This window comes from Streptomyces sp. NPDC046939, assembly GCF_040644575.1.
In the GTDB taxonomy this organism is placed as follows: Bacteria; Actinomycetota; Actinomycetes; order Streptomycetales; family Streptomycetaceae; genus Streptomyces.
The window spans coordinates 1-24,157 of record NZ_JBEYWV010000058.1 but is presented as its reverse complement, the minus strand read 5'-3'; the positions used below and the strand labels follow the sequence as shown (position 1 = coordinate 24,157).

Genomic DNA, 24,157 nt, shown 5'->3' with positions numbered 1-24,157 from the left:
CCCCGCGCCCCTGGAGCATGCGGCTTCGCCGCAGCCCCAGGGGCGCTGAGATGGCGCACGCAGTGCGCATCTCAGGGGCGCGGGGAACTGCGCGAGCAACCACGACGAAGGCCGCACCCGAAGACGTCGCGACCGGGGCAGACGCTCAGGGGCGCGCCGCGAGCGAGACTGGCCCCATGAGACTCTTCGCCGCCGTGCTGCCGCCCGCTGAGGTCGTTGACGAACTCGGGGTTCGTGTGGACCGGTTGCCGCCCGGCGAGGGCCTGCGCTGGACAGGGCGGCCCGGATGGCACCTCACCCTCGCCTTCTACGGTGACGTACCGGAGGAGACCGTGCCCGAGCTGAGGGAGCGGCTCGCGCGGGCCGCCGCGCGCACCGAGGCGTTCGAGCTGGCGCTGCGCGGGAGCGGACAGTTCGGCGGGCGGGCGCTGTGGGCCGGGGTGCACGGCCGGACGGCCGAGCTGAAGCTCCTCGCGGACCGGGCGGAGGCGGCGGGCCGCAAGTGCGGGCTTCCGGGCGAGCACCGCCGCTACCGGCCGCACCTGACGCTGGCCCGCGCCCGGACGGCCACGGACCTCACGCCGTACGTGACGGCGCTCGACACCTTCGCCGGCTCGCCGTGGACGGTGACCGAGCTGGCGCTGGTCCGCAGCAACCTGCCGGTGTCCGGAGTGCCCGGCGAACGCCCGCGCTACGAGAAGGCCGACGCCTGGGCGCTGGGCGGCGCGCGTTAGGCTCGGGGTGTGGACCCGAAGACGCGGAACCGGATCATGGCCGGGGTGCTTGTGCTGATGTTCGTCGTGGTGGCGGTGGCGGCGGCCGTCGGCGCGTGACACCGTAGGCCGCCGCCGTGCGCCCGAGGGCGCTCTACCAGGCGAACGCCTCCGGGGACGGACCCGGGCCCGGGAAGATCTCGTCCAGGCCCGCCAGAACCTCTTCGCTCAGTTCGAGCTCGACCGCGCGCAGCGCCGAGTCGAGCTGCTCCTGGGTGCGCGGGCCGACGATCGGGCCCGTGACGCCGGGCCGGGTGAGCAGCCACGCCAGGGCGGCCTCGCCGGGCTCGATGCCGTGCTTGTCGAGCAGGTCCTCGTAACGCTGGACCTGCTCGCGCACCTTGCTGTTCTTCAGCGCGCCCGCGCTGCGGCCGTCCTTGCGGCGCTTGCCCTCGCTCTCCTTCTTCAGGACGCCGCCGAGCAGGCCGCCGTTCAGCGGCGACCAGGGGATGACGCCGACGCCGTACTCCTGGGCGGCCGGGATGACCTCCATCTCGGCGCGGCGCTCGGCCAGGTTGTAGAGGCACTGCTCGCTGACGAGGCCGAGCCGGCCGTGGCGGGCGGCGACCTCGTTGGCCTGGGCGATCTTGTAGCCGGGGAAGTTGGAGGAGCCGGCGTAGAGGATCTTGCCCTGTTGGACGAGGACGTCGATCGCCTGCCAGATCTCCTCGAACGGGGTGGCGCGGTCGATGTGGTGGAACTGGTAGATGTCGATGTAGTCCGTCTGGAGCCGCTTGAGGCTGGCGTCGACGGCGCGGCGGATGTTCACCGCGCTGAGCCGGTCGTGGTTGGGCCAGACGGGCGTGGTCCCGGACATGTTGCCGTAGACCTTGGTGGCGAGGACGGTCTTGTCGCGCCGGTCGCCGCCCTTGGCGAACCAGTTGCCGATGATCTCCTCGGTACGGCCCTTGTCGCTGCGGCCGTACACGTTCGCGGTGTCGAAGTAGTTGATGCCACTGGCCAGCGCCGCGTCCATGATGGCGTGGCTGTCGGCCTCGTCGGTCTCGGGCCCGAAGTTCATCGTGCCGAGAACGAGCCTGCTGACCTTGAGTCCCGTGCGTCCGAGCTGCGTGTACTTCATGGTCCACAAGCCAAGGACCTGGAGTGCGCTCTAGGCAAGGGGATCAGGCCATCGGGTCGTGGCCGGGGTGTCGGTCGCGGGGAGGTCGGCGATGAGGTAGACGGGGACTTCGGCCTGCGCGTACGCGGTCTTCTTCGGGCCGTAGTCGTTCACCGCGGTGCCGCGCGAGACGACTTCGGCCACGAACTCGACGTCCTGGTGGCGCCCGCGCCGCTCGTCATCCTGCTCGGCGTTCTCGCGGATCTTGGCGACATCCGGACAGAAGCCGTTCAGGTGGCCCGGGAAGGCATGCCCGTAGAACGATACGCACGGGCACCAGGGCACGTCGGGGTCAAGCGATGCTGAGCGGGGCCGCGTACGGGGCGCCGATGGACCACGCCTGGTGGAGGGTGTTCGCGAAGGCCGCTGCCAGTTTGTGTTCGCCGGAGGCGTTGGGGTGGGTGCCGTCGTAGGTGTCCGTGTGGATGTCGTAGGACTCCGGGACCGAGGCGAGGAGGAGGGGGGAGCGGGGTTCGTCCAGGTCGGCGATCGTCTTCGCGAGCAGGGTGTTGAAGTGGGTTACCTGCGCGGCGAACGGGGCGTCGGATTCGGCGCGGATGTTGGGGATCACCGGGAGGGCGACCATGCGCAGGGCCGGGTTGGCGGTGCGGGCCCCGGTGACGAAGCGGCGGACGTTTGCGGCGGTCTGCTCGGCGTTCGTGTAGAAGCCCAGGTCTATGAGGCCGAGGGAGATGAGGAGGATGTCGGCGCGGGTCTCGGTGACCGCGTCCGCTATCGCCGGGGCCATGTGCTGCCAGCCCTCGCCCCAGCCCGCGAAGTGCGCCTGCGGGAAGTCCGGGTCCGCGTAGGCGTGGCCGCCGCCGTGCAGGGCCGTGCGCGGGCCGACGAACATGCAGTCGGTGCCGGAAGCGCGCAGGTGGAGCCACATGCGGTGGCGCCAGGTGTGTTCGCCCGCGCTTCCTATCGTCATCGAGTCGCCGACGCACATGAACCTGAGCATCCGCTCATCATCCTCGATCACCCGGACCGCGTGCGTGTGAGACCGAACACGCCTGGCAAGCTGGAGCCATGCGTTCGTACAAGGCGTCGTCGCGTGTGGGTGGGGTCGCGGCCGCCGCCGTGCTGTTGTCGGTCCTCGCGGGCGGCCCCGCGCTCGCCGACGACCGGCCCGCCGGCTCCGACGGCTTCACCATCCAGGACCCGCGCATCACCGAGTCCAGCGGCCTCGCCGCCTCCCGCGCCCACCCCGGCGTCTACTGGACCCACAACGACAGCGACGACGGCCCGTACATCTACGCCGTCGACGGGCGCAGCGGCAAGACCGTCGCCCGGCTCACCCTCACCGGCATCGGCGACCCGCGCGACGTCGAGGCGATCTCCGTCGGCCCCGACGGGAACATCTACGTCGGCGACATCGGCGACAACCTCGGCGGCAAGTGGGACCACGTCTGGATCTACAAGCTGCCGGAGCCGAAGGAGCTGCGCGACCAGACCGTGCGCGCCACCCAGTACGTCGTCAAGTACGCGGACGGGCCGCGCAACGCCGAGGCGATGATGGTCCACCCGAAGACCGGCCGGGTCTACATCGTCGAGAAGGACGAGGACGGCGGCGGCCTGTACGAAGGCCCCGACCCGCTGAACCCGTCCGGCACGAACGTCTTCAAGCGCGTCGCCGACATCGACCTGTGGGTCACCGACGGCGCCTTCTCGCCGGACGGCAAGCAGCTCGCCCTGCGCGGCTACTTCGGCGGCATCTCCTACTCCTGGAACAACGGGAAGCCCAAGCGCGAAGGCCAGTTGAGCGTGCCCATGCAGGCGCAGGGCGAGTCCGTGACGTACACCCTCGACGGCAGGACGCTCCTCTACGGAAGTGAGGGCGCGGGCAGTTCGGTGAAGCCGGTGGAGGTCGAGGGCGCGGGCGGCTCCGGCTCCGGGTCCGGCAAGAGCGGCGGCTCGTCCGGCGGGGACGGCGGCGACGGCGGGTTCACCGGGAAGGCCGGGGCCGTCGGGGCCGCCGCCGTGCTGATCCTGGTGCTCGGCGTGGGGCGGCTCGCCCGCAAGCCGAAGCAGAAGTGAACCGCGCCGCCCTGGAGCGGCGCGGTGCACGACAGCGTCAGAAGCGTCAGAGCTTCTCGATCACGTAGTCGACGCAGGCCGTCAGCGCCTGCACGTCCGCAGGGTCGATCGCCGGGAACATCGCGACGCGGAGCTGGTTGCGGCCCAGCTTGCGGTACGGCTCCGTGTCCACGATGCCGTTGGCGCGGAGCACCTTCGCGACGGCGGCCGCGTCGATGTCGTCCGAGAAGTCGATCGTGCCGATGACCTGCGAACGCTTCGCCGGGTCCGTCACGAACGGCGTCGCGTGCTTCGACTCCTCCGCCCACGAGTACAGCCGGGACGAGCTGTCCTTCGTCCGCGCCGTCGACCAGGCGAGGCCGCCCTGGCCGTTGATCCAGTCCAACTGCTCCGCCAGCAGGAACAGCGTCGCGAGCGCCGGGGTGTTGTACGTCTGGTTCTTGCGGGAGTTGTCGATCGCCGTCGGCAGCGAGAAGAACTCCGGGACGTGGCGGCCCGACGCGTGGACGCGCTCCGCGCGCTCGATCGCCGCCGGGGAGAAGATCCCGATCCACAGGCCGCCGTCCGAGGCGAACGACTTCTGCGGGGCGAAGTAGTAGACGTCCGTCTCCGCGATGTCGACCGGGAGGCCGCCCGCGCCCGACGTCGCGTCGACCAGGACGAGGGCGCCCTCGTCCGCGCCCGCCACGCGCTTGATGGGGGCGGCGACACCCGTCGACGTCTCGTTGTGCGTCAGGCCGTACACGTCGACGCCCGCCTCCGCCTTCGGCTCCGGGTGCGTGCCCGGGTCCGACGCGATCACGGTCGGCTCCGCCAGCCACGGGGCCAGCTTCGACGCCTTCGCGAACTTCGAGGAGAACTCGCCGAAGTTCAGGTGCTGCGACTTGTTCTCGATCAGGCCGTGCGTCGCCACGTCCCAGAAGGCCGTGGAGCCGCCGTTGCCCAGGATCACCTCATAGCCCTCGGGGAGGGAGAACAGGTCCTTCACGCCCTCGCGCACACGGCCGACCAGGTTCTTCACCGGGGCCTGGCGGTGGGACGTGCCGAGCAGGGAGGTACCGGTGGCGGCCAGGGCGTCCAGCGCCTCGGTCCGCACCTTGGAGGGGCCAGCGCCGAAACGTCCGTCGGCGGGCTTGATGTCAGCGGGAATCTGGATCTCAGCCACGTCTGCGAGGGTAGCGGGTGCGGTTGGGGGGGTCTGGGCGTGTCCGGCGTCTGAGATGCGGGATCTCGGGGGCGGGCGCCTCGGAGTCCCGCCGCGGGCGACCGGGTTCGTCGCCGGGTGCGGGTCTCGTCGTGGCTGGTCGCGCCGTTCCCCGCGCCCCTGCGACGCGGCTGCGCCGCGATCTTGGAGGGGTTCGTTCCCACGTGCCGCACCGTCGTGCTCGCTCGCGCAGTTCCCCGCGCCCCTGAGGCACGCGGCTTCGCCGCGCCTCAGAGGGCGCCCACGTGGACGCGCGTCTGAGATGGCGCACGAAGTGCGCATCTCAGGGGCGCGGGGAACTGCGCGACCAGCCACGGCGGTGGGGTGGTCGCCATGTGTGCGTGGGGGCCCGTCCCCGTGGGCGGGGGCCGGGCATGCTGGGGGCATGGTTGATGACGGCGTTGAGAAGGTGCTGCGGCGTGTCGTGCGGGGGGACGTCGACTTCGGGGTCGGGGCCCGCGCGCTGCACACCATGGACGCGTCCAACTACCGCCGGGTCCCGCTGGGCGTCGTCGCCCCCAGGGACGGTGACGACGTCCGCGCCGTCCTCGCCCTCTGCGCGGAGCGAGGCGTCCCGGTCGTCGGACGCGGCGGCGGAACGTCGATCGCCGGTCAGGCCACCGGCGCGGGCGTCGTCGTCGACTTCACCCGGTACATGAACCGGGTCCTCGACATCGACCCGGCCGCACGGATCGCCCGCGTACAACCCGGCCTCGTACTCGACCGGCTCCAGAAGACAGCCGCACCGCACGCGCTCCGGTTCGGGCCCGACCCCTCCACGCACAGCCGCTGCACGCTCGGCGGCATGATCGGCAACAACGCGTGCGGCACGCACTCCGTGGCCTGGGGCACGACGGCCGACAACGTGGTCGCGCTGGACGTCGCGGCCGGGGACGGCACCCCGTACCGGCTGGGCAAGAGCTGGGACGGCGCCCCCCGAGGACTGCGGGAGCTCGTCGCGCGGGAGCTGGGCACGATCAGGACGGGGTTCGCCCCGTACGCCGGGCTGCCCCGCCGCATCTCGGGGTACGCCGTGGACGCGCTGCTCCCGGAGCACGGCACCGACCTGGCGCGTTTCTTCTGCGGCGGCGAGGGCACGCTCGGCCTCGTCACGGAGGCGACGGTCAGGCTGGTGGAGGCGCCCGGCGCCACGGCCCTCGCCGTGCTCGGGTACGGGGACGAGGGCGCCGCCGCCGAGGCCGCCGCGGGTCTGCTGCCGTACGGGCCGCTGACCGTGGAGGGGATGGCCGCCGACCTCGTACCGCCGTACGGAACCGGGCTGCCGGAGGGCGGCGCGTGGCTGTTCGTGGAGGCCGGGGGCGCGACCCGGGCCGAGGCGCGGGCCGCCGCCGAGCGGATCGTCCGGGCGGCGGACGTGCACGACGCGCTGATCGTCGACGACCCGGCGGGGCAGCGCGCCCTGTGGCGCATCCGGGAGGACGCCAGCGGTACGGCGACGCGGATGCCGGACGGCAGCGAGGCTTGGCCCGGCTGGGAGGACTGCGCGGTGCCGCCCGCGCGGCTCGGCGCGTACCTGCGGGAGTTCCGGGGGCTGTTGCGCGAGCACGGGCTGCGCGGAACCCCGTACGGGCACTTCGGTGACGGGTGCATTCATGTCCGGATCGACTTCGACCTGCTGACGGAGGCGGGCGTCGGACGGTTCCGGCGGTTCTCCGAGGAGCTGGCCGCGCTCGTCGTCGCGCACGGCGGTTCGCTCTCCGGGGAGCACGGGGACGGGCAGGCGCGCGCCGAGCTGCTGCCGACGATGTACGGGCCGGAGCTGGTCACGCTCTTCGAGCAAGTCAAGGGGGTGTGGGACCCGGGTGATGTGCTGAACCCGGGGATGCTCGTGCGGCCCGCGCGGCTCGACGAGAATCTGCGGTTCGCGGTGCTGCCGCGCGAACCGGTGGACGTCGTCTTCGGGTATCCGCAGGACGGCGGGGACTTCACGGCCGCCGTGCGGCGGTGCGTGGGGGTCGCCAAGTGCCGTACGGAGGCGTTGGGTTCGGGTGGCGGCGTCATGTGTCCTTCCTTCCGGGTGACCGGCGACGAGGCGCACTCCACGCGCGGGCGGGCGCGGCTGCTGCACGAGATGCTGGCCGGTGAGGTCGTCACCGGCGGCTGGCGGTCGACGGAGGTGCGGGACGCGCTCGATCTGTGCCTGTCCTGCAAGGGCTGCCGCAGCGACTGCCCGGTCGGCGTCGACATGGCCACGTACAAGGCGGAGTTCCTGCACCACCACTACGCGGGGCGGCTGCGCCCGGCGGCGCACTACGCGATGGGGTGGCTGCCGCGCTGGCTGCGCCTGGTCGAGCGGACGCGGACGGCGCCGCTGGTCAACCGGCTGGCCCGGGTACGGGTCCTGGCCTCCGTCGGGAAGCGGCTCGCGGGCGTCGCCGGGGAGCGGGACGTGCCCCGGCTCGCGACGCGGACCTTCAGCCGGGCGCGGCGGCGCGCGCTCGCACCGGGCGGCGGCGCGGGGCCGGCCGTCGTGCTGTGGCCCGACACGTTCACCGACCATCTGGCGCCGGGCGTGGCGGACGCGGCCGTACGGGTCCTGGAGGCGGCCGGGATGACGGTGACGCTGCCGCCGGGGCGGGTCTGCTGCGGCCTGACGTACGTGTCGACCGGGCAGCTCGACCGCGCCCGCGCCGTGCAGCGCCGCACGCTGGAGCTGCTCGGGCCGGTGCTGGACGCGGGGTCGCCCGTCGTGGTCCTGGAGCCGTCCTGCGCGGCGGCGCTCCGTTCGGACCTGCCCGAGCTGCTGCCCGGCGATCCGCGGGCGGCGGCGCTGGTGGAGCGTGTCGTCACGTTCGCCGAGGCGCTGGAGCGGTTCGCGCCGGAGTGGACGCCGCCCCGGATCGACCGGCCCGTGGTCGGTCAGACGCACTGCCACCAGCACGCGGTGCTCGGGGACGCGGCCGACCGGAGGCTGCGGGAGAGGGCCGGTCTGGTGGGGGAGTTGAGCGGTGGGTGCTGCGGGCTCGCCGGGAACTTCGGCTTCGAGCGCGGGCATTACGAGGTGTCGGTGGCCTGCGCGGAGGAGGCACTGCTCCCGGGCGTGCGGGCGGCGGGGGAGGAGACGCTGGTCCTGGCCGACGGGTTCTCGTGCCGGACACAGGTGGAGCAGCTGGCGGGCGTACGGGCCCGGCACTTGGCGGAGGTGCTGGCCGACGGGCTGCCGGACGACCCACCCGGCGGCGCTCAGCCCTGACCCGCCCCCGCGATCTCGTGGGCCAGCGCGATCAGGTCGGCGGTCGCCGGATGGCCGGGGCCCTCGCGGCGGGCCAGATGGACCGGGAGCGGCGGGGCGTCCGTGACGGGGACGTAGACGACGCCGGGGTGCGGGTGCATCCGCTGCGTCGCGGTCGAGGTGATGCCGACGGCCTGACCGGCGGCGATCGCGGCGAGCCAGTCGTCGGTGTTGGCGACGGTCAGTGTCCGGGTGGGCCGGGCCTCCGGCGGCCACAGGGCGAGGGTGGTGGTGCCGGAGACCGTGTTCAGGGCGATGATCTCGCCGCGCAGGTCGGCCAGGGTGAGCGCGGGGCGGTCCGAGAGGGGGCTGTCGGCGGGGAGCGCCGCGACCCGGGTCTCGTGGTGCAGGAGTTCGGTGACGAGGCCGGGCGCGTCGACGGGGCCGCGCAGGAGGGCCACGTCGACGGGGTCGGTGCCGCGCAGGAGACCCGCCGTGCGGTCGTCGATCCGGAGCAGTTCGAGCGGCACGTCCGGACGGGTCCGCCGCCAGCGGCGCAGGAGCGGGGTGGTGAAGTCGCCCGCGGCCGACCAGGCGTGGCCGAGACGCAGCGGCCTGCGCACGGCGCGGGCGGCGGCGAGCGCGTCCTCGAACGCGGTGACGGCGACCGCCGCCTTCGCGCGGAACGCCTCGCCCTCCGGTGTGAGGGCGAGGTGGTGGGTGGAGCGGTCGACGAGGCGGACGCCGAGCGCGTGCTCCAGGGCGGCGAGGGTGCGGGAGACGGCGGGCTGGGTGAGGCCCAGCCGCTGGGCGGCGCGGGTGACGGCGCCCTCCTCGGCGATGGCGAGGAAGCAGCGCAGGTGGCGCAGTTCGATGGTCCGCTCTCGGTCCCGGCTCATGTCCGCGGAGCATAACCGGAGCGCAGAACGCATTTCACAGGCCGCGCCCGGCGCTCTTAGCGTGGGAGTTCACGGCAGACGCCCAGTGCAGTACCGTAGACACGTAGGTCCAAAATAATGAACTGGACGCTATGTGTACGAGGAGAGGACCGAAGCCCTGTGAACGGCTCGCGCACCGAACAGCACCAGCCGGCCGTGCCCGAGGCCGTCACCCTGGCCGGGATCGACGGCGCGGAAGCGGAAGCGGGGAGCGGCGCGGGCAAGCGGCATGCCTCCCTGGGACCCGTCGGCCTCGTCCTCGCGGGCTGTGTCTCCGTGCAGTTCGGCGGGGCGCTCGCGGTCAGCCTCATGCCGCGTACGGGCGCCGTCGGCGTCGTGACACTGCGCCTGGTCGTGGCGGCGCTGGTGCTCATGGTGGTCTGCCGGCCGAAGCTGCGCGGGCACTCGCGCGCGGACTGGGGCACGGTGCTCGCGTTCGGCGTCGCCATGGGCGGGATGAACATGATCTTCTACCAGGCCGCGGCCCGGATCCCGCTCGGCCTCGCCGTCACCTTCGAGGTGCTCGGCCCGCTCGCGCTCTCCGTCCTCGCCTCGCGCCGCCTGATCAACCTCCTGTGGGCGGGGCTCGCCCTGTGCGGCGTCTTCCTGCTCGGCGGCGCCGGGGAGAGCGTCGGCGGCCTGGACATGGTCGGCGTGGCCTGCGCGCTCGCGGCGGGCGGCATGTGGGCGGCGTACATCATCTTCAGCGCCCGCACGGGCCGCCGCTTCCCGCAGGCCGACGGGCTCGCGCTCGCCATGGCGGTGGCGGCCGTGCTCAGCCTCCCGCTCGGCATCACCACGGCGGGCACCAAGCTCCTCGACCCGGTGACGATCGGCCTCGGCGCGGCCGTCGCCGTCCTCTCCTCCGTCCTGCCCTACACCCTCGAACTCATCGCGCTGCGCCGCCTGCCCGCGTCCACGTTCGCGGTGTTGATGAGCCTCGAACCGGCGATCGCCGCCCTGGCCGGCTTCCTCGTCCTGAGCCAGGCCCTGACATGGCTCCAGGCCCTGGCGATCGCCCTGGTCATCGGGGCGAGCATGGGGGCGGTACGGACACAGGTCGGCCGGGGCCGGGAGCAGAAGGGCTGAGACGCGGACGGGGCCCGCGGTCGACGACCACGAGCCCCGTACACGTACCGCACGGCCTGCCTCAGTGCAGGTCCTTGAACCTGTTCCAGCCGCTCGTCCCGATCAGCACGCGCGACGCGTACGTGCCGTCACCGTTGGACGCGTACCGCCACAGCTTCCCGGCCGAATCACGGGCCAGGAGCCCGGCGCGGCCGTTGCCGGTCAGGTCGCCGGGTCCGACGAGCGCGGTGTACGCGGACCAGCCGGGGCCGATCTTCACGCGGGCGGTCACGCCGCCCGCGGCGGTGCCGTAGTAGCGCCACAGGTAGCCGGACTTGTCGACGCCGAGCAGGTCGCCGCGCCCGTCGCCGTTGAGGTCGCCCGCGCCGACGATGCGCGTGTACAGCTTCCAGTTGGTGCCGATCCGCACCTTCGGCTTCAGGGTGTGGTCGGCGGTACCGGCGTAGAAGTACATGTCGCCGGTGGTGGTCTGGCGGGCGATCAGGTCGACGTAGCCGTCGCCGTTGAGGTCACCGGGCGAGGTCAGACGGTCGTACTGCCCCCAGCCGGAGCCGATCACCGTGTACGGCGACGACGCGGAGACGATCCTCCCGCAGCCGGGACGGTAGGCGCGGAGCTGGCCGCCGACGCGGGCCAGCACGTCGTCGCACCGGTCGCCGTCGACGTCACCGACGGGCACGAGCAGCGTGCTCGGGTCGAACTTCGTGCCGCCCGCGGCGGTACGGGCGGCCAGCGTGCCGTCGCCCGCGCCCTTGTAGAGGAACGTGCCGCCGTCCGGCTCCATGGCCAGCAGATCACCGATGCCGTCGTCACCGCCCATGTCCCGCCACACGGCGGCGCCGCCGCGCACGCCCACGGTGCCGGAGGCGGTGAGGTCACCGCCCACCCCGTCGGCGGGCTTCACGGTCAGGGTCCAGGTGTAGGCGCCGTTGGCGACGAGCTTGCCGCTCGCGTTCCTGCCGTCCCAGGAGGCGGTGGCCTGTCCGCGCGCCTCACCGCCCGTCAGGGTCCGTACGACCTTGCCGCTCGCCTTGTGCTTCAGCGCGAGGGACCAGGAGGCGCCCGGCTTCGACAGCCACCAGCGCGGGGTCCACGCGGCGGCGTCCGTCTTCAGGTCGACGGTGGCCGGGACCTCGCTGTCGATGACGGCGACCTTCGAGGCGGGGACGCCCGAGGGGACGATCCGCACGTGCCGGTCGGCCCCGACGTAGGCGATGTGCCCGCCGAACCGGTCGACGGTCCAGCCCGAGCGGCGCCCGGTCCGGTCGCCGAGGTCGGCGGCGGGGACAACGACGCGCTGCGGCAGATCGGCGGCCTTGGTGGCAGCCGTCAGACCGGCGTGCAGGTCGACGAGGGTGAGCCCGGCCGCGTCCGACCGCTGGACCAGGTAGCCGTCGCCGAGGAGCGTCTCATCGGTGCCGAGCCGCACGACCGCCTTGCTCTGCCGGTCGTAGACACCGGCGCCCCGGTAGTAGGCGTAGGAGTCGCTGCACCGCCAGTAGACGTAGCGGCCGACGGCCTGGAGTTCCTTGGCGACGCATCCGGCGTCGAAGACCTCGGCGGCGGTGCCGGACGGCAGGCTCTGGGCGGTCACCTTGGTCGACGGAGCGGAACCGGGGTCGTGCCACGGGGAGACGGCGCTCCACAGGGTGTTGCCCCAGACCGAGGCGCCGACCGGCGCCCGCTTCAGCAGGCCCTTACCGGAGTCGGGCTCGGTGAACTGGAGCACCGACTGCCGCCCGCCGGCCGCCTGGTCCACGATGCCGAACCGTCCGGAGAGGTCGATGAGCTGCGGACTGTCGAGCCCGGAGTCGAACCTCGGCCCCCAGGAGGCGGCACCGTTCTTGTAGAGCATGGTGACGTCCTGCTCGGTCGCCTCCTTGCGGCCGTGGAAGCCGTCGCCGCTCGCGAACAAGGTGGCGCAGTAGACGCTTCCGGCCTGCCCGCAGTCGTCGTCGCGGCCGGACATGAGCCCGTCGACGGTGGACCTGATCTCCTCGGGGCGGCCGGAGGTGTTCAGCCAGGTGCTGCGGTAACCGCCGACGTACGTCCCGGGCTCGTAGAGCTGCGAGTCGTCGGCCGTGGTCAGGATGCCGCTGCCCAGTGCGATACCGGCGGGCCTGGCCTCGCGGTTCGCGATGCCGGCGAGGCGCTTGCGGGTGATCGTGCCGTCGTCGGCGCGGGTGAACAGGTAGTAGCCCCAGTCCAGGGCGCCCCTGTCCGTGCGCTCCTCGGCCCCGGCCACGAGCAGCGAGCCGTCGGGTGTGCGGTGCACGGAGGTGGAGGAGACGGCGAGGAGGGACTTCAGGTACCGGCCCGTGGTGTCGCGGAGCACCAGCTCATTGCCCCGGTACTCGTTGTCGCCGGGGTTGGGCGGGGTGACGGTGACGAGGTCGTCCCCGAAACGCCGGACGACGTCGTCGTACGCGATGTCCCGCAGGTCGAGGGTGACGGGTTCGGCGTCCAGGTCGTCACGGCGGTACACCTGGGCGGCGTAGGACTCGGGCGCACCCAGGTGGAAGACGCTGTCCTGGTCGAACGAGACGCTCTCGCCATGGGTGGAGAGTGCCTTGACGTTCCCGGAGGCGAGGTCGACGACCCACCACCCCTGGGACATCCTGCTGTCCTCCCACTTGATGCCCCGCACGGCCACGGAGCGGGTGTCGCCCTCGCTGATGGTGAGGTTCCAGCCCTGCGGCAGCCCGGCCAGCTCCTGGTCCTGGACCTGCCCGTCGTCGCCGGTCCGCAGCAGGTGCAGGCCGGTCGTCTCCTTCTCCGTACCGGTGCGGCTGATCACGGTGTCCCCGTACGTGGCGACGTACGACTGCCCGTCGGGTATCGCCACGGTGACGGCACCGGCCGCGTCGGCCCGCTGCTGGAGCGTGACGTGCGGCGCGGGGGAGTCCGCGTAGACGGCGACGGTGTCGGAGCCGTGGCCGAAATCCGCCGGGTAGGAGTCGAAGCGGAAGCCGTCCACGTCGTACGAGAGCGGCTTCGGCAACCGGTGTTCGAGGACGGTCGCCGCACCGGTGGCGTAGTCGATCCACCGGAGCCGGTCGTCGCCCTCCTGGGCGGTCAGGAAGCCGGTCTTCCCGGCGTTCAGGACGATGGTCGCGCGCGGCACGAAGCGGTCGCCCGCGCTGACGACGACGGGATCGGCGGAGGCGGCCGCGGCGGGCGACGCGGCGCCCACCGCACCGGCCACCGTGCCGGTCACAGCGAGCGTGACCATGAGGGCGATGGGGCCGAACGCGCGCGGACGGCGCGGGGCCCGTCTGTTCAACGGACGAGTCACGAAAAGAGTCCCTCCCCAGGGGTGACCCCTGCGGAGGAGGCTGCCGAGAGCGCCGATCGTCCCCGCGAGGGCAGGGCGAGATTAGCAGCCTTGATCAAGCCATCACAGCGCGTGATCGGCGCCGAGGCGAAAAATCAATGCAAGCACGCTTGCTTGTTTCCTGGCCCGCTGCCATGCTCCGGACCAGCCGCGTCACGCAACGCCCCGGAGGGGAGCGCCCGTGTCCGAATCGCTGTCCGTCTTCGACGATCTGCGGGACGAGAGCCAGGAACTCGACGAACTAGTGCGGGACTTGGGCCCGGAGGCGTGGGCCCGTGCGACCCCCGCCCCCCGCTGGACCGTCGCCCACCAGATCGCCCACCTCGCCTGGACCGACCGCGCCGCGCTGCTCGCGATGAACGACCCGGACGCGTTCGCCGGGGAGGTGGAGAAGGCGGTCGCCGCGCCGGATTCGTTCGTGGACGACGGGGCCGAGGCCGGGGCCGCGCAGGAACCCGGCGCCCTGCTGGCCCAATGGCGGGCCGGGCGCGACCAGTTGCAGGATGTCTTGCGCCGCGCCGCCGCAGGCAAGGCCAAGTTCCCCTGGTATGGGCCGCCCATGTCCGCCGCCTCCATGGCCACCGGGCGGCTCATGGAGACCTGGGCCCACGGCCAGGACGTCGCCGACGCGCTCGGCGTCGTACGTCCGCCCACCGAGCGGCTGCGGCACGTCGCCCGGATCGGCATTCGCGCCCGGGACTTCGCCTTCGCCGTGCATGGGCTTCCCGCTCCCACCGGCGTCGAGTTCCGCGTCGAACTCACCGCCCCCAGCGGGGAGATGTGGGTCTACGGGCCCGACGACGCCGCCCAGCGCGTCACCGGAACCGCCCTCGACTTCTGTCTCCTCGTCACCCAGCGCGCCCACCGCGACGACCTCGACCTGCGCGCCGAAGGCGCCGACGCCGACCGGTGGCTCGACATCGCGCAGGCCTTCGCCGGGCCGCCCGGGCAGGGCCGGGCCCCGAAGGGCGTCGCCCGGTGACCCGGCCCCCGCTGCGCGTCGGCAACGCCTCCGGGTTCTACGGCGACCGGTTCGACGCCATGAAGGAGATGCTCACCGGCGGGCCCCTCGACGTCCTCACCGGTGACTACCTCGCCGAGCTGACCATGCTCATCCTCGGCCGGGACCGGCTGAAGGACCCCGGGCGCGGGTACGCCCGTACGTTCCTGAAGCAGCTGGAGGAATGCCTCGGGTTCGCCGTCGAGCGCGGGGTGCGGATCGTCACCAACGCCGGAGGGCTCAACCCGGCCGGTCTCGCCGACGCCGTACGCGGCCTGGCCGACCGCCTCTCCCTCCCCCTCCGCGTCGCCCACGTCGAGGGCGACGACCTCCTCCCCACCGGCCGCTTCCCCGGCGCCCTCACCGCCAACACCTACCTCGGCGGCGCCGGGATCACCGCCTGCCTGGGCGCCGGCGCGGACGTCGTGGTCACCGGCCGCGTCACCGACGCCGCCCTGGTCAGCGGGGCCGCCGCCTGGCACTTCGGGTGGGGCCCGGACGCGTACGACCGGCTGGCCGGGGCGGTCGTCGCCGGGCACGTCCTGGAGTGCGGCACCCAGGCGACCGGCGGCAACTACTCCCAGTTCACCCGGCACGACCCCCGTACGCTGCGCCGCCCCGGCTTCCCCCTCGCCGAGATCCACGAGGACGGGTCCGCCGTCATCACCAAGCACCCCGGTACCGGCGGCCTCGTCGACACCGGCACCGTCACCGCCCAGCTCCTCTACGAGACCGGCGGCGCCCGGTACGCCGGACCCGATGTCACCGCCCGGCTCGACACCGTCCGGCTCGCACAGGTCGGCGCGGACCGCGTCCGTATTCACGGCGTACGCGGTGAGGCCCCGCCGCCCACCCTCAAGGTCGGCCTGAACCGGCTCGGCGGCTTCCGCAACGAGGTCGTCTTCGTCCTCACCGGGCTCGACATCGAGGCCAAGGCCGCGCTCGTGCGCGCGCAGATGGACGACGCCTTCGACGCCGCCAAAGTCCGGCCCCGGCACATCCACTGGGAGCTGGCCCGCACCGACCACCCCGACGCCGACACCGAGGAAGCCGCCAGCGCCCTCCTCCGCCTCGTCGTCCGCGACCCCGACCAGGACGCGGTCGGCCGCGCCCTCAGCGGCGCCGCCGTCGAACTGGCCCTCGGCTCCTACCCCGGGTTCCACGTCACCGCCCCGCCCGGTAAGGGCACCCCGTACGGCGTCTTCGAGGCCGCCTACGTCGAGCGTGACGCCGTGCCGCACATCGCCGTGCTGCCGGACGGGGAGCGGCGCCCCCTCGCTCTGCACACCGGGCCCACCCGCGCCCTGGCCCCCGTGGAGGAGCCGGAACTCCCCGGGCTGCCACCGCGAGGCCCCACCCGCCGCGCCCCCCTCGGCCTCGTCACCGGCGCCCGCAGCGGTGACAAGGGCGGCGACGCCAACATCGGTGTCTGGGCGACCAGCGACGCCGCCTGGCCGTGGCTCGTCCACACCCTGACCGTCGGCAAGCTCCGCGAACTCCTCCCCGAGACGGCCCGCCTGCCCGTCACCCGCCACGTCCTCCCGAACCTCCGCGCCCTGAACTTCACCGTCGGGGGGATCCTCGGCGAGGGCGTCGCCGCGCAGGCCCGTTTCGACCCGCAGGCGAAGGGGCTCGGCGAATGGCTGCGCTCCCGCCACCTCGACATACCGGAGGCACTCCTGTGACCGTCCTGGCCAGCGCCCTGGACACCCGGTCCGACGACTACGCCGCCCATCGCGAGGCCCTCCTCGACAAGCTCGCCGCGCTCGACGCCGAGCACGCGAAGGCCCTCGCGGGGGGCGGCGAGAAGTACGTACAGAGGCACCGCAAGCGCGGCAAGCTGCTCGCCCGCGAACGCATCGAGCTGCTTCTCGACCCGGACACGCCCTTCCTGGAGCTGTCGCCGCTCGCCGCCTGGGGCAGCGACTACACCGTCGGCGCCTCTCTCGTCACCGGGATCGGGGTCGTGGAGGGCGTGGAGTGCCTGATCACCGCCAACGACCCCACCGTGCGCGGCGGCGCCAGCAACCCCTGGTCGCTGAAGAAGGCCCTGCGCGCCAACGAGATCGCCTTCGCCAACCGCCTCCCCTGCGTCTCCCTCGTGGAGTCCGGCGGCGCCGACCTGCCGTCGCAGAAGGAGATCTTCATCCCCGGCGGCGCGATCTTCCGCGACATCACGCGCCTCTCCGCCGCCGGTATCCCCACGGTCGCCGTCGTCTTCGGCAACTCCACCGCCGGCGGCGCCTACATCCCCGGCATGTCCGACCACGTCATCATGGTCAAGGAGAAGGCCAAGGTCTTCCTCGGCGGGCCGCCGCTCGTCAAGATGGCGACCGGCGAGGAGAGCGACGACGAATCGCTCGGCGGCGCCGAGATGCACGCCCGCACCTCCGGACTCGCCGACTACTTCGCCCTCGACGAGCAGGACGCGATCCGCCAGGCCCGCCGCGTCGTCGCCCGCCTCAACCACCGCAAGGCGTACCCCGATCCACCGGCGGCGGCCGAACCGCCCAAGTACGACCCCGAGGAACTGCTCGGCATCGTCCCGGACGACCTGAAGGTGCCGTTCGACCCGCGCGAGGTCATCGCCCGTGTCGTGGACGCCTCCGACTTCGACGAGTTCAAGCCGCTCTACGGGGCCTCCCTCGTCACCGGCTGGGCCACCCTCCACGGCTATCCGGTCGGCATCCTCGCCAACGCCCAGGGCGTCCTCTTCAGCGCCGAGTCACAGAAGGCCGCCCAGTTCATCCAGCTCGCCAACCAGCGCGACATCCCCCTCCTCTTCCTCCACAACACCACCGGCTACATGGTCGGCAAGGAGTACGAGCAGGGCGGCATCATCAAGCACGGCTCCATGATGATCAACGCCGTCAGCAACAGCCGCGTCCCCCACCTCTCCGTCCTCATGGGCGCCTCCTACGGCGCCGGGCACTACGGCATGTGCGGCCGCGCCTACGACCCCCGCTTCCTCTTCGCCTGGCCCAGCGCCAAGGCCGCCGTCATGGGGCCGCAGCAGCTCGCGGGCGTCCTGTCGATCGTGGCCCGCCAGTCCGCCGCCGCGAAGGGGCAGCCCTACGACGACGAGGCGGACGCCGCGCTCCGCGCCATGGTCGAGCAGCAGATCGAGTCCGAGTCCCTGCCGATGTTCCTCTCAGGACGCCTCTACGACGACGGCGTCATCGACCCGCGCGACACCCGCACCGTCCTCGGCATCTGCCTCTCCGCCCTGCACACCGCACCGTACGAGGGCGCCCGCGGCGGCTTCGGCGTCTTCAGGATGTGAGCCCCCATGACTCATGCAGTGATCAGCTCCGTCCTCGTCGCCAACCGTGGCGAGATCGCCTGCCGCGTCTTCCGCACCTGCCGTGACCTGGGTATCCGTACGGTCGCCGTGCACTCCGACCCGGACGCGGACGCCCTCCACGTCCGCGAGGCCGACCTCGCCGTACGCCTCCCGGGCGCCACGCCCGCCGACACCTATCTCCGCGCCGACCTCGTCGTGAAGGCCGCCCTCGACGCGGGCGCCGACGCCGTCCACCCCGGCTACGGCTTCCTCTCCGAGAACGCCGCGTTCGCACGGGCCGTCACCGACGCCGGGCTCGTCTGGATCGGGCCGCCGCCCGAGGCGATCGAGGCGATGGCGTCCAAGACGCGCGCCAAGGAGCTGATGGGCATCGCGCCGCTCGGGGACGTCACGGAGGCCGATCTGCCCGTGCTGGTGAAGGCCGCGGCGGGAGGTGGCGGCCGCGGCATGAGAGTCGTACGCGAACTCGGCTCGCTGGAACCGGAGTTGGCAGCCGCCCGCGCCGAAGCCCTCTCCGCCTTCGGTGACGGCGAGGTCTTCGTCGAGCCGTACGTCGAGGGCGGGCGCCACGTCGAGGTGCAGGTCCTCGCCGACGCCCACGGCACGGTCTGGGTCCTCGGCACGCGTGACTGCTCGCTCCAGCGGCGCCACCAGAAGGTCGTCGAGGAGGCGCCCGCGCCCGGCCTCACGGACGAGGTCACGGCCCGCGTGCACGAGCTGGCCGAGCGCGCCGTACGGGCCACGGGCTACATCGGTGCCGGGACGGTCGAGTTCCTCGTCGCGGACGACGGCACCGCGCACTTCCTGGAGATGAACACCCGGCTCCAGGTCGAGCACCCCGTCACCGAGGCGGTCTTCGGCATCGACCTCGTCGCGCTGCAACTCCGCATCGCCGAGGGCGACGCGCTCGACCCGGAGCCGCCCGCCCCGCGCGGGCACGCCGTCGAGGCCCGCCTGTACGCGGAGGACCCGGCCGCCGCGTTCGCCCCGCAGACCGGCACCCTGCACCGGCTCTCCGTACCGGCGGGCGTACGCCTCGACACCGGGTACACCGACGGCGACACCATCGGCGTCCACTACGACGCCATGCTCGCCAAGGTCGTCACCCACGCGCCGACCCGCGCCGCCGCCGTCCGCGCCCTCGCCGGGGCCCTGGAACGCGCCGAGGTGCACGGCCCGGTCACCAACCGCGACCTGCTCGTACGGTCCCTGCGCCACCCCGAGTTCACCGGCGCCCGCATGGACACCGGGTTCTACGAGCGGCACCTCGCCGACCTGACGGCCCCGGACCCCGACCCGTACGCGCCGCTCGCCGCCGCCCTGGCCACCGCCCGCCGCCACCGCTTCGGCGGCTTCCGCAACGTGCCCTCGCAACCCCAGGTCAAGCGGTACCGCGGTGAACCCGACGGCGCCGAGCACGAGGTCCGCTACCGCCACACCCGCGACGGTCTCGAAGCCGACGGGGTGCGCGTCGTGCACGCCGCGCCGGACCGCGTCGTCCTCGAGGTCGGCGGCGTCCAGCGCAAATACGCGGTCGCCACGTACGGCGACGACCGCGTGTACGTCAACGGCGCCGCCCTCACCGCCCTGCCCCGCTTCACCGACCCCAGCGCGCAGCGCGCCCCCGGCTCCCTGCTCGCGCCGATGCCCGGCACCGTCGTCCGCGTCGCCGACGGGCTCACCGAGGGCGCCCCCGTCACCGCCGGGCAACCCCTGATCTGGCTGGAGGCGATGAAGATGGAGCACCGCATCGCCGCTCCCGCCACCGGAACCCTCACCGCTCTGCACGCCGCCGTCGGCCGCCAGGTCGAGGTCGGTGCTCTGCTCGCCGTGGTCCAGGCCGAGGCCGAGGCCGTAGCCCAGGAGGAAGCGTCGTGAACACGCCCGTACTCGAAACCGATGAGCACCAGGCGCTGCGCGCCGCCGTCGCCGCGCTCGGCAAGCGGTTCGGCCGCGACTACCTCACCAAGGTCACCGCCGCCGGGGGCCACCCCGAGGAGCTGTGGGCCGAGGCCGCCAAGCTCGGCTACCTCGGCGTGAACCTGCCCGAGGAGTACGGTGGCGGAGGCGGTGGCATCAGCGAGCTCTCCATCGTCCTGGAGGAGCTGGGCGCGGCCGGGTCGCCGCTGCTCATGATGGTCGTCTCGCCCGCGATCTGCGGCACCGTCATCGCCCGCTTCGGCACCGACGAGCAGAAGCGGGCCTGGCTGCCAGGGCTCGCCGACGGCAGCCGCACCATGGCCTTCGGCATCACCGAACCCGACGCCGGTTCGAACAGCCACCGCATCACCACCACCGCCCGCAGGGACGACGACGGCTCCTGGGTCCTCACCGGCCGCAAGGTGTTCATATCGGGCGTCGACATCGCCGACGCGACGCTCATCGTGGGCCGCACCTCCGACGCCCGTACGGGAAAGCTCAAGCCCTGCCTCTTCATTGTCGAGCGCGACACCCCCGGCTTCGAGCGGCGCCAGATCGACATGGAGCTGCACGCCGCGGAGAAGCAGTTCGAGCTGACCCTCGACGAGGTGCGGCTGCCCCCGGAGGCCCTCGTGGGGGACGAGGACGCGGGGCTCCTCCAGCTCTTCGCCGGGCTCAACCCGGAGCGCGTGATGACGGCCGCGTTCGCCATCGGCATGGGCCGCTACGCGCTGCGCCGCGCCGTCGAGTACGCGAACGAACGCACCGTCTGGAAGGCCCCCATCGGCGCCCACCAGGCCATCGCCCACCCGCTCGCCCAGGTCCACATCGAACTGGAACTGGCCCGCCTGATGATGCAGAAAGCGGCCCGCCTGTACGACGCGGGCGACGACCTCGGCGCGGGCGAGGCCGCCAACATGGCCAAGTACGCCGCCGCCGAAGCCTGTGTGCACGCCGTCGACCAGGCCGTGCACACGCTCGGCGGCAACGGCCTGACCCGCGAGTTCGGCCTCGCCTCGCTCATCACCGGCTCACGCGTGGCCCGTATCGCGCCCGTCAGCCGCGAAATGATCCTCAACTACGTGTCCCACCAGAGCCTGGGACTGCCCAAGTCGTACTAGGCGTACTGAGCCATCCATCTCTCTCAAGGGCCCCCTCAACGACGAGGAGTTCAGCATGGTGCACAGGAGTGAGTACGAGGACGTCGCCGTCGTCGACCAGGCCATTCACGACGCCGTGCTCGGGGGCGCCGCCGCCCGCGGCGACACCCCGGCCCTCATCGACGGGGTGGCCGGGACGACGCTCACGTACGCGCAGGTCGACCAGTTCCACCGCAAGATCGCCGCCGGACTCGCGGAGGCGGGCGTGCGCAAGGGGGACGTCGTCGCCCTGCACAGCCCCAACACGGTCGCCTATCCGGTGGCGTTCTACGCGGCCACGCGCGCGGGCGCCTCCGTGACGACGGTGCACCCGCTGGCCACCCCGGACGAGTTCGCCAAGCAGCTACGGGACTCCGCCGCGTCCTGGATCGTCACCGTCACCCCGCTCCTCGACGCGGCCCGCGCCGCCGCCGAACTCGCGGGCGGCGTACGGGAGATCTTCGTCTGCGACCCGGCGGGGGACTCCGGCCACCGCTCGCTCCTAGACATGCTGGGCACGAACGCCCCCGAGCCGTCCGTCACCCTGGACCCCGCCGAGGACGTCGCGGCACTGCCCTACTCCTCCGGCACGACCGGCGTCCCCAAGGGCGTCATGCTCACCCACCGCAACATCGCCACCAACCTCTCCCAGCTCGAACCCCTCATCCCGATGGGCCCCGGCGACCGCATCCTCGCGGTCCTCCCCTTCTTCCACATCTATGGCCTGACCGCGCTCATGAACGCCCCGCTGCGGCAGGGCGCGACGGTCGTCGTCCTCCCGCGCTTCGACCTCGACACCTTCCTCGCCGCGATCGAGAAGCACCGCATCAACGCGCTGTACGTGGCCCCGCCCATCGTCCTGGCCCTCGCCAAACACCCGGCGGTGGAGGGCTACGACCTCTCCTCCCTGCGGTACATCATCAGCGCGGCCGCTCCCCTGGACGCCGAACTCGCCCTCGCCTGCTCGCGCCGGCTCGGCCTGCCGCCCGTCGGCCAGGCGTACGGCATGACGGAACTCTCACCCGGCACCCACGTCGTCCCCCTGAACGCCCCCGACGCGCCGCCCGGCACCGTCGGCAAGCTCATCGCCTCCACCGAGATGCGGCTGCTCTCCCTCGACGACCCGGCGAAGGACGCGGCCCCCGGTGAACCCGGCGAAGTCCTCATCCGGGGCCCGCAGGTCATGAAGGGCTACCTCGGCCGCCCGCAGGCCACCGTCGACATGATCGACCGCGACGGCTGGCTGCACACCGGCGACGTCGGCCACGTGGACGCGGACGGCTGGCTGTTCATCGTCGACCGCGTGAAGGAGCTGATCAAGTACAAGGGCTTCCAGGTGGCCCCCGCCGAACTGGAGGCGCTGCTCCTCACCCACGACGGCATCGCGGACGCCGCCGTCATCGGGGTGCCGGACGAGGACGGCAACGAGGTCCCGAAGGCGTTCGTGGTCCGCGCCGACAAAGCGCTGACCGCCGACGACGTGACGGCCTACGTCACCGAACGCGTCGCCCCGTACAAGAAGATCCGCCGCGTCGCCTTCATCGACGACGTGCCGCGCGCGGCGTCCGGGAAGATCCTGCGCCGCGAGCTGAGGGAGGGCTGATGCCGTCGGAGACATTGGTGCGGGTGACGCACGAACGCGGCGTCGCGACCTTGACCCTCGATTCGCCCGGCAACCGCAACGCGCTGTCGTCGGCGCTGGTGGGCGAACTCGCGGACCGGTTGGGGGAGGCGGAGAAGGACCAAGACGTACGGGCCGTGGTCCTGGCCCACACCGGCACCACGTTCTGCGCGGGCGCCGACCTGCGCGACCCGCCCGACCCGGACGCGCTGGTCGGCCTGCTCCGGCAGATCGTCGACGTGCGCAAGCCCGTGGTGGCGCGGGTCGACGGGCACGTGCGCGCGGGCGGCCTCGGGCTGCTCGGCGCCTGCGACATCTCGGCGGCCTCGACGTCCTCCACCTTCGCCTTCACCGAGGTGCACATCGGGGTCGCCCCCGCCGTGATCTCCCTGCCGCTGCTGCCCCGGGTCGACCCGCGCGCGGTGGCCCGGTACTACCTGACGGGGGAGAAGTTCGGTGCGGCGGAGGCGGCGCGGATCGGGCTGGTGACGGACGCGGGGCCGGACGTGGACGAGGTGCTCGGCCCCGTCCTCGCCGGGCTGCGCAAGGCGTCCCCGCAGGGCCTGGCCGAGACGAAGCGCCTGCTCACGGTTAAGGTCCTGGAAGCCTTCGACCGGGACGCCGAGTCGCTGACGGCGCTGTCCGCGCGGCTGTTCGGCTCGGACCAGGCCCGCGAAGGGATGACCGCCTTCCTCGAACGACGGGACCCCGCATGGGTGTGGTGACCCCACCGAAGCAGGACCGCTCGCGCGCGACCCGGCAGAAGCTGCTCGAGTCGGCCGTGGCGTGCCTCGCCGCGCACGGCTGGTCCGGCTCGACCGTCTCCGTCGTCGCCGAGCACGCCGGGGTCTCGCGCGGCGCCGCCCAGCACCACTTCCCGACCCGGGAGGACTTGTTCACGGCGGCCGTCGAGTACGTCGCCGAGGAACGGTCCACAGCCCTGCGCGGGCTGCGTCCGCAGGGGCGGGCGGAGGCGGTCGCGGCGCTGGTCGACCTCTACACGGGTCCGCTGTTCCGGGCGGCCCTGCACCTGTGGGTGGCCGCGTCCAACGAACCGGCGCTGGGGGTGCGGGTCGCGGAGCTTGAGGCTCGGGTCGGCCGGGAGACGCACCGTATCGCTGTCCGCTTGCTCGGGGCGGACGAGTCGGTCCCCGGGGTTCGGGAGGTGGTCCAGGGTTTGCTGGACATGGGCCGCGGCCTGGGCCTGGCCCACCTCTTGACGGACGACAGCGCCCGTCGCGAACGGGTGGTCCAGGAGTGGACCGGCATCGTGGACCGAGCGCTCGGCTGACCCTCTCGCCGTGGCTGGTCGCGCAGTTCCCCGCGCCCCTGGAATGCGCACTGCGTGCGGCATTCCTCCGGTGGTGAGGTGCGGCGCCGTCGTGGTTGCTCGCGCAGTTCCCCGCGCCCCTGGAGGCATGCGGCTTCGCCGCGCCTCCATCGGGAGATGCGCACTGCGTGCGCCATCTCAGGCCAAGAGATGGC

At 72.9% G+C, this 24,157-nt stretch carries 17 protein-coding genes and 1 pseudogene; 12 read left to right on the top strand and 6 right to left on the bottom strand.

Translation table 11 applies throughout. From position 1 onward, the window contains the following. Window positions 1–176 precede the first annotated feature (176 nt). Complete coding sequence (gene thpR / locus ABZ877_RS38825; RefSeq protein ID WP_361081154.1) at window positions 177–734, top strand: RNA 2',3'-cyclic phosphodiesterase; 558 nt, start codon at window positions 177–179, stop codon at window positions 732–734. A gap of 133 nt (window positions 735–867) precedes the next feature. Here thpR and ABZ877_RS38820 read toward each other — a convergent pair whose 3' ends face one another. The 3 genes and pseudogenes from ABZ877_RS38820 to ABZ877_RS38810 all read right to left on the bottom strand — a co-directional run bounded on the left by ABZ877_RS38820 (window position 868) and on the right by ABZ877_RS38810 (window position 2,854). Next, window positions 868–1,854: an aldo/keto reductase gene (locus ABZ877_RS38820; RefSeq protein ID WP_361081152.1), complete on the bottom strand. Its 987-nt coding sequence runs from the start codon at window positions 1,852–1,854 to the stop codon at window positions 868–870. A gap of 84 nt (window positions 1,855–1,938) precedes the next feature. After that, window positions 1,939–2,139: pseudogene (locus ABZ877_RS38815) on the bottom strand (Uma2 family endonuclease); the annotation flags it as partial. Window positions 2,140–2,185: 46 nt separating this feature from the next. Beyond that, window positions 2,186–2,854 (bottom strand): GDSL-type esterase/lipase family protein, encoded by a 669-nt coding sequence (locus tag ABZ877_RS38810; RefSeq protein ID WP_361081150.1) that lies wholly within the window; start codon window positions 2,852–2,854, stop codon window positions 2,186–2,188. Between the two features lie 68 nt (window positions 2,855–2,922). On the opposite strand from ABZ877_RS38810, the gene ABZ877_RS38805 reads away from it, so the two are divergent. Next, a complete protein-coding gene (locus ABZ877_RS38805) occupies window positions 2,923–3,930 on the top strand; it encodes a WD40 repeat domain-containing protein (protein ID WP_361081148.1) in 1,008 nt (335 codons plus the stop codon). 46 nt (window positions 3,931–3,976) lie between these two features. Here the strand turns inward: ABZ877_RS38805 and serC are convergent, their stop codons facing one another. Beyond that, window positions 3,977–5,095 (bottom strand): phosphoserine transaminase, encoded by a 1,119-nt coding sequence (serC, locus tag ABZ877_RS38800; RefSeq protein ID WP_361081147.1) that lies wholly within the window; start codon window positions 5,093–5,095, stop codon window positions 3,977–3,979. Window positions 5,096–5,519: 424 nt separating this feature from the next. On the opposite strand from serC, the gene ABZ877_RS38795 reads away from it, so the two are divergent. Beyond that, window positions 5,520–8,348 (top strand): FAD-binding and (Fe-S)-binding domain-containing protein, encoded by a 2,829-nt coding sequence (locus ABZ877_RS38795; RefSeq protein ID WP_361081146.1) that lies wholly within the window; start codon window positions 5,520–5,522, stop codon window positions 8,346–8,348. Here ABZ877_RS38795 and ABZ877_RS38790 read toward each other — a convergent pair. Then, on the bottom strand, window positions 8,339–9,226 hold the full coding sequence (locus ABZ877_RS38790; RefSeq protein ID WP_361081144.1) for a LysR family transcriptional regulator: 888 nt from the start codon (window positions 9,224–9,226) through the stop codon (window positions 8,339–8,341). The genes ABZ877_RS38795 and ABZ877_RS38790 overlap by 10 nt on opposite strands. A gap of 159 nt (window positions 9,227–9,385) precedes the next feature. Here ABZ877_RS38790 and ABZ877_RS38785 point away from each other — a divergent pair, with 159 nt between their 5' ends. Further along, window positions 9,386–10,354, top strand: coding sequence for an EamA family transporter (locus ABZ877_RS38785; protein ID WP_361081142.1), 969 nt, complete (start codon window positions 9,386–9,388; stop codon window positions 10,352–10,354). Window positions 10,355–10,415: 61 nt separating this feature from the next. Here the strand turns inward: ABZ877_RS38785 and ABZ877_RS38780 are convergent, their stop codons facing one another. Then, entirely contained in the window at window positions 10,416–13,649 is a 3,234-nt protein-coding gene (locus ABZ877_RS38780) for an FG-GAP-like repeat-containing protein (protein ID WP_361081141.1), read from the bottom strand. 220 nt (window positions 13,650–13,869) lie between these two features. On the opposite strand from ABZ877_RS38780, the gene ABZ877_RS38775 reads away from it, so the two are divergent. From ABZ877_RS38775 to ABZ877_RS38740, 8 genes are read left to right on the top strand one after another with little or no spacing between them, the layout of a single operon-like run. Further along, on the top strand, window positions 13,870–14,670 hold the full coding sequence (locus tag ABZ877_RS38775) for a TIGR03084 family metal-binding protein (protein ID WP_361081140.1): 801 nt from the start codon (window positions 13,870–13,872) through the stop codon (window positions 14,668–14,670). A 59-nt stretch (window positions 14,671–14,729) separates the two neighbouring features. Beyond that, a complete protein-coding gene (locus tag ABZ877_RS38770; protein ID WP_361081157.1) occupies window positions 14,730–16,373 on the top strand; it encodes an acyclic terpene utilization AtuA family protein in 1,644 nt (547 codons plus the stop codon). Further along, window positions 16,370–17,971 (top strand): carboxyl transferase domain-containing protein, encoded by a 1,602-nt coding sequence (locus ABZ877_RS38765; protein WP_361081138.1) that lies wholly within the window; start codon window positions 16,370–16,372, stop codon window positions 17,969–17,971. The genes ABZ877_RS38770 and ABZ877_RS38765 overlap by 4 nt, the downstream gene beginning before the upstream one ends. 18 nt (window positions 17,972–17,989) lie before the next feature. After that, window positions 17,990–19,870 carry a biotin carboxylase N-terminal domain-containing protein gene (locus tag ABZ877_RS38760; RefSeq protein WP_361081155.1) on the top strand — a complete coding sequence of 627 codons (1,881 nt, stop codon included), beginning with the start codon at window positions 17,990–17,992 and terminating at the stop codon, window positions 19,868–19,870. Then, on the top strand, window positions 19,867–21,033 hold the full coding sequence (locus ABZ877_RS38755) for an acyl-CoA dehydrogenase family protein (RefSeq protein ID WP_361081136.1): 1,167 nt from the start codon (window positions 19,867–19,869) through the stop codon (window positions 21,031–21,033). The genes ABZ877_RS38760 and ABZ877_RS38755 overlap by 4 nt, the downstream gene beginning before the upstream one ends. 55 nt (window positions 21,034–21,088) lie before the next feature. Further along, entirely contained in the window at window positions 21,089–22,654 is a 1,566-nt protein-coding gene (locus ABZ877_RS38750; RefSeq protein WP_361081135.1) for a 4-coumarate--CoA ligase family protein, read from the top strand. Then, window positions 22,654–23,397, top strand: coding sequence for an enoyl-CoA hydratase family protein (locus ABZ877_RS38745; protein ID WP_361081133.1), 744 nt, complete (start codon window positions 22,654–22,656; stop codon window positions 23,395–23,397). Before ABZ877_RS38750 ends, ABZ877_RS38745 begins: the two co-directional genes overlap by 1 nt. Beyond that, entirely contained in the window at window positions 23,385–23,963 is a 579-nt protein-coding gene (locus ABZ877_RS38740) for a TetR/AcrR family transcriptional regulator (RefSeq protein WP_361081131.1), read from the top strand. Before ABZ877_RS38745 ends, ABZ877_RS38740 begins: the two co-directional genes overlap by 13 nt. The last annotated feature ends 194 nt before the right edge of the window (window positions 23,964–24,157 follow it).